The organism is Roseococcus sp. (assembly GCF_965227005.1).
Classification (GTDB): domain Bacteria; phylum Pseudomonadota; class Alphaproteobacteria; order Acetobacterales; family Acetobacteraceae; genus Roseococcus.
This window is the reverse complement of sequence record NZ_CBDDFJ010000018.1, coordinates 1-15040: the sequence shown is the minus strand read 5'-3', so window position 1 is coordinate 15040 and position 15040 is coordinate 1. Positions and strand designations below refer to the sequence as shown.

Sequence of the window (15040 nt, the reverse complement as noted above, 5' to 3'; positions counted from 1 at the left end):
ACCTCCCCGACGCCCCGATGCCTCCACTTCCCGGCGCTCCATGGGCCATGGGGACTTCATGATCGCGCGCGCGCGGGATGTCCTCGGCGCGGCCTTCGTGGCGGATCCGCTGATGGTCCACGCCTTCGGCCCTGGTCAGGTGGGGGCCGAGGCCCTGGCACGGCTCTTCGACCCGGTGCTGGAGGCCTGCCGCCGCCATGGGGGCCTGCTCGTGCGCGAGGAGGCGGCCGCCGCCTGGCTGCCGGGCTCGCTGGTTCCACTGCCCTGGGGCGCCCGGCTGCGGGCCGGCTTCGCCCGTCTTCCGCTGATGCTGCCGCCGGCCGGCCTGCTGCGCCTGCTGCGCCACGAGGCCGCCTGCGAGGCCGCCATCCGCGCCCGCTTCGGCAAACGCCGCTTCGCCTATCTCTGGCTGCTCGGCGTGACGCCGGAGGGGCGCCGGCGGGGCCTGGGGCGCGACATCCTGGATGACGCGCTGGGGGCCATGGCCGGTGATTTCGACCTCTGCGTCCTGAAGACCGAGAATCCGCAGGCCGCCAAATTCTACCGCCGAATGGGCTTCGCCCTGCAGGGCCGCCTCACGGTTCCGGCCAGCCGGCTCGACGTGCAGTTCCTCGCCCGGCCCACGCGGCTCCAGCGCGCATGCGCGACGTGACGGCGGCGTCCGGCAAAGCGCGCGGGCCGGCGCCGGGCAAGCGCAGCTTTCTCTTCCTGCAGGGCCCGATCAGCCCCTTCTTTCCCGCCCTCGCCGCGATGCTGAAGGCGCGCGGGCATACCGTGCATCGCATCAACGTCAGCCTGGGCGACCAGCTGCTCTGGAAGGGCTGGTTCTGGCCCCAGCCCCAGTGGCGCGGCTTTTTCCCCGAAGGCGTGTCGGCCGAGGATTTCCACGGCCGGCTCAGCGAGTGGCGCGCCCATGTCGATCAGGCGCTGCAGGCCCGCGGCGTGACCGACCTCGTCCTGCTGGGCGAGCAGCGGCCCTATCACCGCATCGCCATCGCGGCCGCGAAGGGGCGCGGCGTCGCCGTCACGGCCATCGATTTCGGCTATATCCGGCCGGACTGGATCATCGTCGAGCGTGACGGCCACAACGCCCTGTCGCATTTCCCGCGCGACCCGGACGCCATCCACGCCTTGGCCGAGGGCCTGCCGCCAGTCGATGAATCCAAGCACTTCGCGGATCATTTCCCGGTCCAGGCGCGATGGGACGTGCTGTTCCACCTCGCCAACCTCGACTTCTGGCGCTTCCGGCATTTCCAGGGCTTCCAGCTGCATCCGGTCATCCCGGCCTATCTGGGCACGGCCCTGCGGCTGATCCTGCGCGGGCGGACGCGGCGGCGGGCCGAGGCGCTGATCGCGGACCTGCCGGAGGAGGCGCCCTTCTTCCTCTTCGCCATGCAGATGGAGAACGACTATTCCATCCGCGCCTATTCACCCTATCCGGACATGGACACGGCGCTGCGCGAGGCGGTGCGCAGCTTCGCCCGCCACGCGCCGCCGGACGCGCATCTGGCGGTGAAGGTGCATCCGCTCGATCCGGGCATGAAGCGCTGGCCATCGCGGCTCGCGCGCATGGCGCGGCAGGCGGGGATTTCGGGGCGGGTCCATCTGGTGGACGCGATCCCGCTCGACCCGCTCATCCTGCGCGCGGCGGGGGTCGTGACGGTGAACAGCACCGCGGGGATCCGTGCCTTGCAGCTCGGCAAACCCGTGATCGCGATGGGCGACGCGCTGTACCGGGTGCCGGACCTGACGCATGAGAAGGGGCTGGACAGCTTCTGGACCGAGGCCCGTCTGCCGGACGTCGCGCTGACCGACGCCTTCCTGCGCGCCATCGCCCATTACCTGCATGTGCGCGGCGGCTTCTATTCCGCCGATGGTATCGCCGCGGCCGTGAAGGCCACGGCGGAGCGGCTGGAAACCGGCCTGGCGGATTTCTCGTTGCTCCGGCGCCCGGAGGACGGCCAGGCCGTCACCCTCGCCCCGGAGCGGCCGCTGGACATCTTCCGGCCCGACGGCCTCGCCCCCGCGCCTTGAAGCGGCGCCCCCGGCGTGTTCGATTGCGCGCGCAATCCGGGACTGAAACATGACGGCTCCCTCCGCCATATTCGATGTGATGACGATCCGCCCGCCGACCATCGCGCTCGGGACCGCGCGCGACGTCGCGCGCGCGCTTTGGGGGATCGAGGCACAGCCGCGTCCCCTGCGCGGCGAGCGCGACGCGAATTTCCGCCTGCGCGCCGAGGATGGCCGGCAATACGTCCTGAAATTCGCCAATCCGGCCGAGGATGCGCGCTATCGCGACATGCAGCTCGGCGCGCTCCGCCATATCGAGCGCAAGGCGCCGGAGCTGGAGGTGCCGCGCGTGATCGCCCTGCCGGACGGGGCGACGGAGGCGCGGGTCACCGATGCCTCGGGCGTCGCCTATCAGGTTCGGCTGCTGTCCTGGATCGAGGGGCTGCCGCTGGGCATGTCCCGCCGCAGCGCCGCGCAGCGTGACGCCGCCGGCACGATCCTGGCGCGGCTCCAGGCCGCGCTCGCCGGCTTCGCGCATGCGGCGACGGCCACGCCCATCATCTGGGACCTGGCGCATGCCCTCGCCTTGCGCGAGGTGGCCGACGTGCTGCCCGCCGAGCTGCGCGCGGCGCTGCTGCCGATCCTCGACGATTTCGAGGCGAAAGTGACGCCGATCCAGGGCGGGCTTCGCCGGCAGGTGCTCCACAACGACCTCAACCAGGCCAATGTGATGGTCGATGCCGCGGATCACGACCGCATCGCCGGCGTCATCGATTTCGGCGACATGGCAGAAACGGCCATCGTCTTCGACGCGGCGATCGCCGCCTATTGCCACTTCGGGGACGACATGCCGATCGCCGAGGCCGCGGGGCATCTGCTGCGCCGTTACTGCGCGATGAGCCCGCTGCGGGAGGAGGAGATCGAGATCCTGCCGCTGCTGATGGCCACCCGTGCCGCGACCAGCGCCACCCTCGCCTGCTATCATCGCCACGCGCAGCCCGATAACGACCATTACAGCGTGACGGCGGAGGATCTGCGCCGCCGCGTCGCGCGGATCATCGAGCTGCGCGCGCCGGACGTCGTGCGCGCCCTGCACGCCGCCTGCCGCCATCCCGCCTGAGGAGAGATTCCCCGATGACCGCCGAACTTCTGGCCCGCCGCGACACGCTGCTCGGAACGGGCGCGCCGCTGTTCTACACGACGCCGCTGCACCTGGTGCGCGGCGAGGGCGTCTATCTCTACGACCCCGACGGCCGTCGCTATGTGGACATGTACAACAACGTCCCCTGCATCGGGCACGCCAACCCGGACGTCGTGGAGGCGATGGCGCGCCAGCAGGGCACGCTGAACGTCCACAGCCGCTACCTGCACGAGGGCATCCTGGACTTCGCCGAGCGCCTCACCGGGCTGCATGGCCCGCAGATCGAGAGCGTGATCGTCAGCTGCTCGGGCACCGAGGCCATCGAGGTCGCGCTGCGGATGGCGAAATTCGCCACCGGCCGGCAGGGCATCATCTGCACCAATGCCACCTATCACGGCAACAGCGAGGCGGTGAGCAAGCTCACGCGGCTCTCTCTCAGCCAGAATGCCAGCGCGGATGTCCGCTCCATCCCCTTCCCCGAGACCTACCGGCCCATCCTCGAAGGCGCGACCGAGGCCGAGCTCTGCGACGCCTATCTCGCGCGGCTGGAGGAGGCGATCCGCAGCCTCCAGGCCAGTCCCGAGGGCTTCGCCGGGCTGATCCTGTGCTCGATCCTGGCCAATGAGGGCCTGCCGGACATTCCCGCCGGCTTCATGGCGCGGGCGGCCGCGATGACGCGCGCGGCGGGCGGCCTCGTGATCGCGGACGAGGTGCAGGCCGGCTATTGCCGCACCGGAACCTGGTGGGGCTACACGGTGAGCGGCTTCACGCCCGATATCGTCGTCACCGGCAAGCCGATGGGCAATGGCCTGCCCATGGCCGCGACCGCTGCGAGCAAGGCGCTGGTGGACGAGTTCCGCGCGCGCACGCGCTACTTCAACACCTTCGCCTCCAGCCCGCTTCAGGCGGCGGTGGGACTGGCCGTGATCGAATACATCGAACGGGAGAACCTCGCCGCGAACGTCGCCACGGTGGGTGCGGGCCTGAAGGCGGCGCTGACCACGCGCAAGGCCGGCCATGGCTTCATCGGCGACGTGCGCGGGGTCGGGCTGTTCCTGGGCGTCGAGATCATCCGCGACGACGGCGCGAAGACGCCCGACGTGGAGCGGACGGTCGCCATCGTCGATGCGCTGAAGGACCGGGGCTTCCTCACCAGCAATGCCGGCATCTTCCGCAACGTGCTGAAGTTCCGCCCGCCCTTGGTGTTCCGCCAGGAGCATGCCGAGGCGTTTCTCGAGGCCTTCGACGCGGTGCTGGCGGCGCAGTGAAGGAAGGGGGCGCCGCCCCCTTCCCTTCGCCTCAGGCCGGCGGATGAAGCTCGGCGCGCTGCCGCGTGAAGCTCCGGCGCCCCCGCTTGAAGCCCGCCAGCACGGGTGAGATGCCGCGGATCGCATCCACGGGCGTCGGCGCATCCACCACCACGAGATCCGCCGGATTGCCGACCGCGATCCCGTAGTCCTTGCGCCGCAGCACCTTGGCCGAATTGGCCGTGAACATGTCCCAGGCCTGGCGCAGCTCAGGCGCGTCGCCGCGCTGGATCACGTTGCAATAGAGGTTCGCCATGCGGATCAGCTGCGCGTCGCCGAAGGGCGTGAAGGGATTCTGCACGTTGTTGGTGGAGATATTGCAGAGCGCGCCCTGCGCCATCAGCCGGTGCGCATCAACCACGCCGCGGCGGATGTTGTGGTCCTGGTCGCGCCCCATCAGGAAGAGGTCGGTCGCGGGCAAAACCGCGAGCGCGACGCCGCAATCGGCCATGCGCTTGCCGATGCGGTCCTGCTGCTCAGGCGTGGCGGAGGCGATCTTGGTGCCATGGCCGAAGGCGACGCGCCCCTGCCAGCCCATTTTCTCCGTCAGCTCGCAGACCAGCGTCAGGTCGAGGTCGTTGGGGTCGGTGCCGCTGTCCAGATGCATGTCGATGTCGATGTCGAACTCGCGCGCGAGCTCGAAGACGCGGCGGATCTGGCCCGCGCGGTCGCGGTCGTAATTGGGCGCGGCGCCGATCACGGTGGCGCCGGTCCGCAGCGCCTCGACCATCAGCTCCTCGGTGCCGGGATTATCGAGCAGGCCCTCCTGCGGCATCACGCAGATCTGGATGTCGATGGCCCATTTATAGGCGTCCACCAGCGCCTTCACGCCATGGAAGCCGCGCAGGCCCACGCCGGGATCGACCTCGCAATGCGTGCGCATGACGGTGGTGCCGTGGCTGATCGCGCGCTCCAGGGTGGAGCGGGCGCGGGCGTTCACGTCCTCCACGGTGAAGGTGCTCTTCACGGCGGCGACGCGCTCCATGGCGCGGTGCGGGTTGCGGCCGGGCGCGCAGCCGCAGCGGTCGATGATGCAGCTCTTATCGAGGTGGATATGCGTCTCGACGAAGCCGGGAGAGACGAAGCTGCCCGCGACATCGAGCACTTCGCGCGCATGATGCCCCAGATCGGGCGCGATGGCGGCAATCAGGCCGTCCTTCACCCCGATATCGACCAGCGCATCGGCGGTAGTATCGGCGAGACGCGCGCGGCGCAGCAGCAGATCGAATTCCATATGAGGACCACTCCGGTAAGGTGGCACGAGGTTTGCTCGATTCACCGCCTGATGGAACCCCATGGACAAGAGGCTTCGATGCTCCTCCCCCCTTCGCGACGCGCCTTGCTGACCGGCGCGGCCGCGTTCCTGGCCGCGCCCGCGCTCGCCCCTTCGGCGATCGCTCAGGCCGGCTGGCCCGACCGGCCCATCCGCTGGATCGTCAACTTTCCGCCCGGCGGCGCGGCCGACACCCTGTCGCGCATCCTGGCCGCCCATATCGGCAACAGGCTCGGCCAGCCGGTGGTGGTCGAGAACCGGCCAGGCGCCGGCGGCGCGCTGGGCGCGGACATCCTGGCCAAGGCGCCGGGCGACCGGCACGTCGTGATGATGTCGAGCGCGGCCTCGCACGGCATCGGCCCGGTGCTCTACCGCAACACGCCCTATGACGCGCTGCGCGACTTCACCCATATCCGCCTCGTCGGCACCTTCCCCAGCGTGCTGGCGGTCAATCTCGATTTCCCCGCGCGCAATCTCGCCGAATTCGTCGCCTTGGCGAAGGCGCGGCCCGGCCAGGTCACCTACGGCTCGGGCGGCAACGGCACGCTGAACCACCTGATCGGCCAGGTGCTGGCGCGCGAGGCGGGCATCGAGCTGACCCATGTGCCCTATCGCGGCTCGGCGGCGGCGCTGACGGACACCATCAGCGGCCAGATCCCGGCCATCATGGAAAGCCTGCCCATCGCGCTGCCGCATCTGCGCGGCGGGCGCCTGCGCCCCCTGGCGACGAGCGAGGCCACGCGCCCCGCCTCGCTGGCCGACGTACCGACCTTCATCGAGGCCGGACTGCCCGGCGTGACCGCGACCAACTGGTTCGGCTTCTCGGCCCCGGCCGGGGTTCCGGCAGAGATCGTGGCGCGCTGGAACAGCGAGATCGGCGCGGCTTTGACCGATCCGGGCGTCATCGAGCGTTTCGCGGCGATCGGCGTGGTGCCGGGGACGATGGGGCCGGCGGAATACACCGCCCTGATCCGCGGCGAGCTCGATCGCTGGCGGGAGGTGATCCGCCTGGGCAACATCGTGGTCGATTAAGCGCGGTCCAGCTCGGCCGCGGCCAGGGCGGCGATCTCGAGGTCGATCGCCGCCGGATCGCCGTCGCCGAGAAACCAGGCCGCCGAGAGCCCGGCCCAGGCCAGGATCCAGCACAACAGCCGCCGGCGCTCCAGCCCGGCCGACTGCGCCACCACCTCGACCCGCCGGGCGAATCGCCCGGGCCGCGTCGCGACCGGCCGGGTCGGATCGGTGAGGTCGGGATTGGTGAAGATATTGGCGAAATCGAAGCCCCGCTCGCCAAGCATGCCCGCCGGATCGATGGCCAGCCAGCCGCGCGCCCCGAAGTCGAGCACGTTGTCGTGATGGAGATCGCCATGCAGGCTCACCACCTCGCGCGGCTGTGCCAGCAATTCGCGGGCGGTGGCCGCGCAGCGCGCCAGGATGCCACCCTGCGCCGACGCCGCGGGCCACAGTTCGGCGAACCCGTCTTCGAGCGAAATCAGATCGGGCGGCGGCGCGCCGCGAGGCCGGTGCAGGCGGGCCGCGACGGCGCAGAGGATGGCGCAGACCTCGTCGTCCTGACCGTCGCGGGCCATATCCGCCAGGGAGCGCGGCCCGGTGGCCCGTTCCAGCAGCAGCGCATCCTCGGCCTGGGCCAGCACGCGGGCGGCGCCGTCGCCGGCCCACCACGCCATCAACGTGCCGCTCCGGATCAACGCGCCGCTCCGGCCCTCTTCCAGCCGCAGCATGGCCGGCTCGCCCCGGTGCCGCACCGGCAGCAGGTGCGCCGCGCGGGTCAGGATGGGCGGGCCGTCCGGCAGGAGATCCCAGCGGCGCAGATAGACATCGAACATGCGGTCCGATGTATCACAGACCGTCCCGCGCGGCCTTGGAGCTTGCGTCGGGCGGGCTGCGGCACGATCTTGCGGGCATGACCGGCTCCGTTTCCCCCGATGCGATCATCTCCGCCTTCTGGCGCGTCCTGGCCGAAGGCGGCTGGCGCGGCCTCACCATGCGCGGCATCGCCGCCGAATCCGGCCTCTCCCTCGCCGAGCTGCGGCGGACCTTCGATAGCCCGCACGCGATCCTGGAGGCGCATGGACGCGCCGTGGACGCCGCCGTGCTGGAAGGCACGATCGACGACCCCGGCGCCAGCGTGCGCGACAAGCTCTTCGACGTGCTGATGCGCCGCCTGGACGCGCTGCAGCCCGACCGCCCCGGCGTGGTCCGGCTGATGCACGACCTGCCGATGTCGCCGCTGCTGGCGCTCTGGCTGTCGACGCGGATGCTGCCCTCCATGGCCTGGATGCTGGAGGCCGTGGGCCTCGATGCGAGCGGACCTTCGGGGCTGCTGCGGGCCAAGGGCCTCGGCGGGGTGTGGCTCGCGGCCCTTCGCGCCTGGGAGAAGGATGACAGCGCCGATCTCTCATCCACCATGGCCGCGCTGGACCGCGCGCTGGACCGCGCCGATCGTCTTGCGCGCATGCTGGGTTTCACGGAGACATCACGGGTCACGCAGCCTGAACCGGCGATAGCCTTGGCCGGGCCGGAATCGATTTGAGACGTTGAGACCAGCGCGTCGTCTACTTTCCCCGTCGCGACGGGTGTAGGCTTCCGGCGGGACTGAAACCCATCTCGCCCGTGGACCTCCGGGGTCCCTGGGTTTCTCAGGAGGTCACTGATGTCGAGCCCCTTCAATACTGACGAAATCATGAAGATGTTCGGATCGATGAAGATGCCGAACGTGCCGGACTTCCAGGCCTTCGCCGAAGCGCAGAAGCGCAACCTCGACGCGCTGACCACCGCCAACAAGCTGGCCATGGAGGGCGCGCAGGCCGTGGCCAAGCGCAACATGGAGATCGTGCAGCAGGCGATGGGCGAGATGTCCCAGGCCGTGCAGAGCCTCGCCACCGCCGACGGTTCGCCGCAGGACAAGGCCGCCAAGCAGGCCGAGATGATGAAGGCCGCCTATGAGCGCGCGGTGGCGAATATGCAGGAGATCGCCGAGCTCATTCAGAAGTCCAATGGCGAGGCCGTGGGCGTGCTGAACCGCCGCTTCGGCGAGGCCGTCGAAGAGGTGAAGGGCCTGATGCACAAGGGCTGAGGCCCTGCCGCACCAGGCTTGAGAGGGGCGGCGCCCCTCTCCCTCAGCTCCGCCGCAGGTTCCACAGCATCGGGTTGGGCGCCTGCAGCACGCCCGTGAGATCCGCGCGGAAGGCCGTCCGCAGCCGGAACAGCCCTGTGGGCGCGATCGGCACCGCTTCCCAGAGCAATTCCTGCAGCTTCTTCATCGCCGCCTCCTGCGCCGCCACGTCCGGCGCCTGGACCCAGGCCGCGACCTGCTCCTCCACCCCCGCATCCTCCGGCCAGCCCGGCCAGGCCGCCGCGCCGTGCATGCGGATCGCCCAGCTCACGGCCGGGTTGGCGATGGTCGCCGCCGGGCCGTTGGTGTTGTGCAGGTTCCACCCGCCCTGGGCCGGCGGGGCGCGATTGGCGCGGCGCGCGATGATAGTGGCCCAGTCGCTCTCCACCACTTCCATGTTCACGCCGAGCCGCCGCATCAGATCCACCGTGAGACGGCCCTGCTGGGTGACGGCGGGGAAGTCGCTCGGGTTGATGTGGACGATGGGCTCGCCCCTGTAGCCCGCCTCGCGCAGGGCGGCGCGGGCGCGGTCCATGGCCGCCACGCCCCGCGTGGCCGGGGTGGATTCGACGACGTTGGGCAGGCCGCAGGGGAACATCGCGTGGCATTCCTGCCAGTCCTGCGGCAGGGCCACGGCCTGCATGAAATCGGGCTGGACGATCACGTCGCGAATGGCGCGGCGGAGGCGCACATCGTTGAAGGGCGGATACAGGCAGTTGAAGCGCAGGAAGCCGAGGAAGCCGTTGGGGTCGTAGATCTGCGTCTTCGTGTTGCGGTCGCGATCGAGCACGGGAACCAGGTCGGGCAGCGGGTATTCGATCCAGTCGATCTCGCCGGTACGCAGCGCGGCGGCCGCCGTGCCGCCGTCGGGGATCCAGGTGAGCTCCAGCCGGTCGAAATGCACGCGCTTGCCGCCGGCCGCCGCCTCGGCCGGCTCGTCGCGCGGGATGTAGCGCTCGTTGCGGAGATAGGCGGCACTCGCGCCGGGGACGAATTCGCCGGGCAGGAACTTCCACGGGCCGCTGCCCACCGCCTCGGTGATGGGCCGGTCGGCGGGCTGGCTCGCCAGGCGCTCGGGCATCATGAAGCAGGGCGAGGAGCCCGGCTTGGCGAGCGCGTCGAGCAGCGCCGGGAAGGGCCGGCGCAAGCGGAAGACGATGGTCCTGTCGTCCGCCGCGGAAAGCTCGGCCGTGGCCTGCATCAGCACCTGGCCGAAGCCGTCGCGGACGGCCCAGCGGCGGATGCTCGCCACGCAATCGCGGGCGCGGACGGGGTCGCCGTCATGGAAGCGCAGGCCCTCGCGCAGGGTGATGCGCCAGGTGAGCGCGTCGGCCGAGACCTCGTGGCCGGCCGCCATCTGCGGATGCGGGCGCAGCGCCCGGTCGGCGCCATAGAGCGTGTCGAAGACGCAGAAGCCGTGGGTGGTGACGATGGTCGTCGGGTTGAAGATCGGGTCGAGCGCCGAGAGCCCGGCCTGCGGCATGAAGCGCAGCGTTCGCGCGCGCGCGCCTTGGGCATAGGCCGGCGCGGCGAGCAGCGCAGGGGACATCAACAGGCTACGGCGGTCCATCCATTTCCTCCATTCGGCGCGGAGGCGCGGGGACGGACGGCATCGAGGATGCGCACCCATCCCTTCGCCGGTCCGAACCGGATCAGGTTCCAGGGCTCGCGGGATGACGTCCCGCCTCTCAGCGCCCGCGAATAGGCGCTCACCCAGGTGACGAGGGAGAGATGCGCCGGGGCGCGATTCCTGTCCAGATGGATGGGGGCGCAGGACCGCCCCCCCGGCCGGGCTAATCGCCCAGCGCGACCCCGTCGCGGCGCGGATCGGCCGCGCCCTCGATGCCGCCGGGGATGCGCCGCAGGATCTGCATGCCGGTGTTGATGCGGATCACATGCGGCTCGTGGCCCATGGCGCGCAGAGCGGGCGCCAGCGCGGCCGCGGGCGTGCCCTCCTCCAGCTCGACGCGCCCGGCCTGCGCGCCCAGGCGCGGGCGCGCCGTGCCCTCCCAGGCGTCGCGCCGCCAGGCGAGCATCTCCGCGAGGCCGCCCGCCACCGCATCGGGAATCCACGAGCCGCCACCCGCGCCGATCACGATCTCCACCGCACCGGATGCGTCGAAGACGAAGCTGGGCGCCATGGTGGTCGCGGGTCGCTTGCCGCCCTGCATGCGGTTCGCCCCCGTGCGCGCGAAATTGGAGAGGCCGTTGTTCAGCACCACGCCCATCGCCAGCAGCTGCGCGCCGAAATTGAAGCTGTTCGTCGTGGTGAAGGAGACCGCGCCGCCGAAGGCGTCGAGGACGGCGACATGCGTCGTCAGCGGCCCCGCCTCCGGATCGCCGGCCACGGGGCCCGCCATTGCGCGGCCGGGCTCGATCAGCGCGACCCGGCGGTCCAGGTAGCGGGGCGAGATCAGCGCGGCCTCGGGCACGGTTACGAAGCGCGGGTCGCCGCCCCAGAGCCGCCGGTCTGCGCGGGCCAGACGCCCGGCCTCGATGAGCAGATGCGCGGCCTCGGCGCTGCCGGGCTCAACCCGGGCGAAACCCGCGCGCTCCAGCAGGCCGAGCTGCTGCAGCACCGACAGCCCGCCCAGGGAGGGCGCCGGGGTGGTGCAGATCCAATGCGCGAAGGCCTGGCCGCAGAGCGCGTCGCGCTCGATGGGGCGAAAGTCGCGCAGATCCTCGGCCGTGATCAATGAGGGCAAGGGCCCGCCGCGGGCCGCCGCCAGGATCGCCTCGGCGAAGGGACCATCGCGCAGGGCGTCCACACCGCGCGCCGCGACAAGGCGCAGGGCCTCGGCATGGGCGGGATTCCTCACGAGCCCCTGGACCGGGATGGGCTGCCCATCCGCGTCGAAGAAGATCGCGCGGAAATCCTCGCGCGCGGCGAGCACGGTCCTTTGCTGGAGCAGAATCGCATGCAGATAGGGCGGCATGGGGAAGCCCTCCTGCGCGAGGCGGATGGCCGGCGCGAAGAGATCGGCCCAGGGCAGCCGGCCATGTCCGGCATGCGCGGCCGCCAGCACCGCGATGCTGCCCGGAACGGCGAAGGCGCGCCCGGTGCGGACGACCTCGCGCGGCAGGCGCGAGCCGTCCGTGTCGACGTCGAGCGCGGCGGTGGCGGCCATCGGCGCGGCGCCCACGCCCTCCCAATGCCGCAGCCGCCGCTCGGCGGGATCCCACAGCAGCATGACGCCGCCGGCGAGCAGGCCGGAGGCATGCGGCTCGACCACGCTCAGCACGGCCTGGGCGGCGACGGCGGCGTCGATCGCGCTGCCGCCCGCGCGCAGCATCGCGCGCCCCGCTTCCGAAGCGAGGGGATTGGCGGTCGCGACCATCTGGCGCGTCGCGCGCGAGGGCTCGGCCTGCGCCAGTCCAGGCATTATAAGGATGAGCAGCAACAGCGCGCGCATGGCTTCCTCGACTCTGGCTTGTGCGCCACGATGATCCCAAATGCCGGAGCCTGTCATGCATCGCCGCGCCCTCCTCGCCGCCCCCCTCCTCGCCGCGCCCGCTTTGGCGAAGCCGGCGCTCGCCCAATCGCGGTCCATCCGCATCGTGGTGCCCTTCGCGGCCGGCGGCATCATCGACGTCGCGGCGCGCATCCTGTCCGAGCCGATGGCCCAGGCGCTCGGCCAGACCATCGTGATCGAGAACCAGCCCGGCGCCGGCGCGCTCATCGGCGCGCGCACCGTGGCCCGCGCCGCGCCGGACGGGCTGACGTTGCTGGTGAGCGGGGCCGCGCATTCGGTGATGCAGGCACTCTATCCCGACGCGCCCGATCCCGCGCGGGATTTCGCCCCCGTCACGCTGATCTCGCAGCAGCCCTTCCTGCTGGCCGTCCACCCCTCGGTGCCCGCGCGCGACCTGGCCGGCTTCCTCGCCTGGCTCCGCACGCGCGGCGACAAGGCGACCTTCGCGACGACGGGCATCGGCGCCGCCTCGCATCTGGCGGGCGAGCTGCTGAAGAAGCTCGCGGGGGTAGACTTCACCGTGGTGCCCTATCGCGGCACGCCCCAGGCGGTGACGGACCTCACGGCCGGCCGCGTGGACTTCATGATCGACAGCCAGACCCTGCTGGCGCCCCTGGCGCGCGACGGGCAGGTCTTCGGCCTCGCCGTGACCACGGCGGATCGTTCGGCGATGCTGCCGGAACTGCCGACCCTCGCCTCGGCGGTGCCGGGCTTCACCTCCTCCTCCTGGCAGGCGCTCTATGCGCCCGCGAACACGCCGGCCCCGGCGATCGCGCGGCTGGCCGAGGCCTGCGCGACGGCCCTGGCCCAGCCGGCGACACAGCGGCGGCTGGCGGATTCGGGCCTGCAGGGCATGCCCGGCGGGCCCGTGGCCCTCGCGGAGTTCCTGGCGGCGGAGACGGCGCGCTGGGCGCCGATCCTGGCCGCGACCGGCGCGAGAGGCGGGTGATTCCTTCCGGCTGGCCGATCCGCGCCGCCAGGCTCTAACCTTCCGGAAAACGGGGGGGCACATGGACATCGAGAAGCTGCTGATTGCCTTGGCGGCGCTCGTCGTGATTGTCTCGGCAACCATGCTGATCAAGAAGCGCGGCCGGAAGGACGACCTGATGTCGGTCATCCGTGCCGTGGACCGCGAGGAGGCCCGGCAGCGGAAAAGCGCGCCGCCTTCGCCGATCCTGCTGACCCGGCCCTTCGGTGAAACGGAGTGGAAGAAGCTCGGTCAGCTCCGCAAGGACAGCCGCTACCGCGAGGCGTTTTCCTCGGTCCGTGGCCGATACTCCGTGGTCGCGGACCCGATGCTCCTGCCGCGCACCTTGCGGGAGACGATGGAGCGGCGCCGGGTCGGTCTCGACGAGGCGTTGATCATCATCGCGTCAGGGCAGGAGGATCACCGCGTCGGATGAGTGGGTCCGCAAGCTTTGGGCTGCGCATATTGGCGGCCAGAGCAGGCGGTCATCCTTGGTCGTTGGGGAAATCGGTTTTGAGGCTTGAGCTGATTGTTGCAAGCAGCGCTGCCGATCTGGCCATGGTCGGGACCTGACCTCCCCTATCGGCGATGATTTCCCTGCTTACATCTTCCGCCACATCTACAACCTCAACCGCCTCAGTTAACGTGATGCCCGATCGCTCGACCAAGAGGTGGATCAGGCTTTCCACCAGCAGAAGCGCTGCATGACCGTGTGCATCAGGCTCCTGCCACTGGGTTTCGACGCCGATAGCTTTGGTGTTGCTGGTATCGTCATCCATGACAGTTACCCCGGCCAGGCGAGGGCACTCGGTCCCTCTGCCGCCGGAGCCTGATTCGGGGCCGACGATCGTCGCAAGATAGGGCGTGAGCGCCGACAAAACCACCAAGTAGATTAACTTTGACCTATAACATTCAACAATGTCTTCCGATGAGAATTCGTGGGACAATAAAAGATGATCAATCCCTTCATCGCCAAGCTGCGCGGCTTTGCGGATCTCAGCGACGATGACGTCAGGGTACTCGTTGGCGCGACAGCGCATCCGCGTCACGTCCCCAAAAAGACGGACCTCATTCGCGAGGGGGATCGGCCTGGTCCGGTCTTGTGATGCTGGAAGGTTGGGCTTGTCGGTACAAGATTCTGCCGAACGGTACGAGGCAGATCCTCGCTTTCCTCATGCCAGGAGATGCCTGCGATCTCCATGTCGGCCTGCTAGCCGAAATGGATCACAGCATTCAGACGCTCATTCCATCCGATGTCGTGACGATCGAAAAAGCGGAGATGGAAGCGATGATGGATAATCATCGCGGGGTGGCCCGCGCCATGTATACGGCCCAGCTTGTAGATGCGGGCACGATGCGGGCCTGGATTACAAGTATGGGGCGGCGAACCAGCGCCGAGCGCGTCGCACATCTGATGTGCGATCTCTATCTCAGAGCCAATAATATATGTCAGACGAATAATTCGGAGATTTCACTTCCACTGTCGCAGATATTGCTGGCAGATGCGTTAGGAATGACACCGGTTCATCTTAATCGAATTCTAAAAGAATTTCGCCAACAGGAGATAATGAGGCTGGAGCGTGGGCAACTCATTATCATGGACCCGATAAATTTAGCGAAAATAGCTGGATTTGATGAGAATTATTTACATCGAAGAATGCGTCGCCCACATTAATTTTCGAGCGCACCCACTGTCGCGCATTATACGGGGCTCGATGCCTCTCCCGACG

The 15040-nt window shown here is 69.7% G+C and carries 15 protein-coding genes and 1 riboswitch; of the genes, 10 read left to right on the top strand and 5 right to left on the bottom strand.

What is annotated here, in order from left to right; genetic code table 11:
- Positions 1 to 58: 58 nt before the first annotated feature.
- The 4 genes from ACO057_RS08640 to ACO057_RS08625 all read left to right on the top strand — a co-directional run bounded on the left by ACO057_RS08640 (position 59) and on the right by ACO057_RS08625 (position 4422).
- On the top strand, positions 59 to 652 hold the full coding sequence (locus ACO057_RS08640; RefSeq protein ID WP_421990660.1) for a GNAT family N-acetyltransferase: 594 nt from the start codon (positions 59 to 61) through the stop codon (positions 650 to 652).
- The gene (locus ACO057_RS08635; RefSeq protein WP_421990658.1) at positions 640 to 2034 is read left to right on the top strand and encodes a capsule biosynthesis protein; all 1395 of its coding nucleotides are present in this window, start codon (positions 640 to 642) and stop codon (positions 2032 to 2034) included. Before ACO057_RS08640 ends, ACO057_RS08635 begins: the two co-directional genes overlap by 13 nt.
- 79 nt (positions 2035 to 2113) lie before the next feature.
- Complete coding sequence (locus ACO057_RS08630) at positions 2114 to 3133, top strand: phosphotransferase (protein WP_421990656.1); 1020 nt, start codon at positions 2114 to 2116, stop codon at positions 3131 to 3133.
- A gap of 14 nt (positions 3134 to 3147) precedes the next feature.
- A complete protein-coding gene (locus ACO057_RS08625) occupies positions 3148 to 4422 on the top strand; it encodes an aspartate aminotransferase family protein (RefSeq protein ID WP_421990654.1) in 1275 nt (424 codons plus the stop codon).
- Between the two features lie 31 nt (positions 4423 to 4453).
- Here ACO057_RS08625 and ACO057_RS08620 read toward each other — a convergent pair whose 3' ends face one another.
- Entirely contained in the window at positions 4454 to 5695 is a 1242-nt protein-coding gene (locus ACO057_RS08620; RefSeq protein ID WP_421990652.1) for an amidohydrolase family protein, read from the bottom strand.
- 78 nt (positions 5696 to 5773) lie between these two features.
- On the opposite strand from ACO057_RS08620, the gene ACO057_RS08615 reads away from it, so the two are divergent.
- Positions 5774 to 6766, top strand: a complete 993-nt coding sequence (locus tag ACO057_RS08615; RefSeq protein ID WP_421990650.1) for a Bug family tripartite tricarboxylate transporter substrate binding protein — start codon at positions 5774 to 5776, stop codon at positions 6764 to 6766.
- Here the strand turns inward: ACO057_RS08615 and ACO057_RS08610 are convergent.
- Positions 6763 to 7581 (bottom strand): aminoglycoside phosphotransferase family protein, encoded by an 819-nt coding sequence (locus ACO057_RS08610; RefSeq protein WP_421990648.1) that lies wholly within the window; start codon positions 7579 to 7581, stop codon positions 6763 to 6765. The genes ACO057_RS08615 and ACO057_RS08610 overlap by 4 nt on opposite strands.
- A gap of 77 nt (positions 7582 to 7658) precedes the next feature.
- On the opposite strand from ACO057_RS08610, the gene ACO057_RS08605 reads away from it, so the two are divergent.
- Together ACO057_RS08605 and ACO057_RS08600 are read left to right on the top strand one after the other, a co-directional pair.
- Positions 7659 to 8288: a TetR family transcriptional regulator gene (locus ACO057_RS08605; RefSeq protein WP_421990646.1), complete on the top strand. Its 630-nt coding sequence runs from the start codon at positions 7659 to 7661 to the stop codon at positions 8286 to 8288.
- A gap of 120 nt (positions 8289 to 8408) precedes the next feature.
- Positions 8409 to 8831, top strand: coding sequence for a phasin family protein (locus tag ACO057_RS08600; protein WP_421990644.1), 423 nt, complete (start codon positions 8409 to 8411; stop codon positions 8829 to 8831).
- A 43-nt stretch (positions 8832 to 8874) separates the two neighbouring features.
- On the opposite strand, the gene ACO057_RS08595 is transcribed toward ACO057_RS08600, so the two are convergent.
- Positions 8875 to 10440 (bottom strand): ABC transporter substrate-binding protein, encoded by a 1566-nt coding sequence (locus ACO057_RS08595; RefSeq protein ID WP_421990642.1) that lies wholly within the window; start codon positions 10438 to 10440, stop codon positions 8875 to 8877.
- A gap of 41 nt (positions 10441 to 10481) precedes the next feature.
- Positions 10482 to 10595: riboswitch (TPP riboswitch) on the bottom strand.
- A 68-nt stretch (positions 10596 to 10663) separates the two neighbouring features.
- Positions 10664 to 12283, bottom strand: coding sequence for a gamma-glutamyltransferase family protein (locus ACO057_RS08590; protein ID WP_421990640.1), 1620 nt, complete (start codon positions 12281 to 12283; stop codon positions 10664 to 10666).
- Between the two features lie 55 nt (positions 12284 to 12338).
- Here ACO057_RS08590 and ACO057_RS08585 point away from each other — a divergent pair, with 55 nt between their 5' ends.
- Positions 12339 to 13292, top strand: coding sequence for a Bug family tripartite tricarboxylate transporter substrate binding protein (locus ACO057_RS08585; RefSeq protein ID WP_421990638.1), 954 nt, complete (start codon positions 12339 to 12341; stop codon positions 13290 to 13292).
- A 61-nt stretch (positions 13293 to 13353) separates the two neighbouring features.
- Positions 13354 to 13746 (top strand): hypothetical protein, encoded by a 393-nt coding sequence (locus ACO057_RS08580; protein ID WP_421990636.1) that lies wholly within the window; start codon positions 13354 to 13356, stop codon positions 13744 to 13746.
- A 49-nt stretch (positions 13747 to 13795) separates the two neighbouring features.
- Here the strand turns inward: ACO057_RS08580 and ACO057_RS08575 are convergent, their stop codons facing one another.
- Positions 13796 to 14350: a hypothetical protein gene (locus ACO057_RS08575; RefSeq protein WP_421990634.1), complete on the bottom strand. Its 555-nt coding sequence runs from the start codon at positions 14348 to 14350 to the stop codon at positions 13796 to 13798.
- 65 nt (positions 14351 to 14415) lie between these two features.
- Here ACO057_RS08575 and ACO057_RS08570 point away from each other — a divergent pair, with 65 nt between their 5' ends.
- Entirely contained in the window at positions 14416 to 14985 is a 570-nt protein-coding gene (locus tag ACO057_RS08570; protein WP_421990632.1) for a Crp/Fnr family transcriptional regulator, read from the top strand.
- Positions 14986 to 15040 lie beyond the last annotated feature (55 nt).

Coding starts and splice junctions, on each gene's coding strand:
- ACO057_RS08640 (WP_421990660.1), top strand. CDS start 59: ATGATCGCGCGCGCGCGGGATGTCCTCGGCGCGGCCTTCGTGGCGGAT.
- ACO057_RS08635 (WP_421990658.1), top strand. CDS start 640: ATGCGCGACGTGACGGCGGCGTCCGGCAAAGCGCGCGGGCCGGCGCCG.
- ACO057_RS08630 (WP_421990656.1), top strand. CDS start 2,114: ATGACGATCCGCCCGCCGACCATCGCGCTCGGGACCGCGCGCGACGTC.
- ACO057_RS08625 (WP_421990654.1), top strand. CDS start 3,148: ATGACCGCCGAACTTCTGGCCCGCCGCGACACGCTGCTCGGAACGGGC.
- ACO057_RS08620 (WP_421990652.1), bottom strand. CDS start 5,695: ATGGAATTCGATCTGCTGCTGCGCCGCGCGCGTCTCGCCGATACTACC.
- ACO057_RS08615 (WP_421990650.1), top strand. CDS start 5,774: ATGCTCCTCCCCCCTTCGCGACGCGCCTTGCTGACCGGCGCGGCCGCG.
- ACO057_RS08610 (WP_421990648.1), bottom strand. CDS start 7,581: ATGTTCGATGTCTATCTGCGCCGCTGGGATCTCCTGCCGGACGGCCCG.
- ACO057_RS08605 (WP_421990646.1), top strand. CDS start 7,659: ATGACCGGCTCCGTTTCCCCCGATGCGATCATCTCCGCCTTCTGGCGC.
- ACO057_RS08600 (WP_421990644.1), top strand. CDS start 8,409: ATGTCGAGCCCCTTCAATACTGACGAAATCATGAAGATGTTCGGATCG.
- ACO057_RS08595 (WP_421990642.1), bottom strand. CDS start 10,440: ATGGACCGCCGTAGCCTGTTGATGTCCCCTGCGCTGCTCGCCGCGCCG.
- ACO057_RS08590 (WP_421990640.1), bottom strand. CDS start 12,283: ATGCGCGCGCTGTTGCTGCTCATCCTTATAATGCCTGGACTGGCGCAG.
- ACO057_RS08585 (WP_421990638.1), top strand. CDS start 12,339: ATGCATCGCCGCGCCCTCCTCGCCGCCCCCCTCCTCGCCGCGCCCGCT.
- ACO057_RS08580 (WP_421990636.1), top strand. CDS start 13,354: ATGGACATCGAGAAGCTGCTGATTGCCTTGGCGGCGCTCGTCGTGATT.
- ACO057_RS08575 (WP_421990634.1), bottom strand. CDS start 14,350: ATGCGCTGTCGCGCCAACGAGTACCCTGACGTCATCGTCGCTGAGATC.
- ACO057_RS08570 (WP_421990632.1), top strand. CDS start 14,416: ATGCTGGAAGGTTGGGCTTGTCGGTACAAGATTCTGCCGAACGGTACG.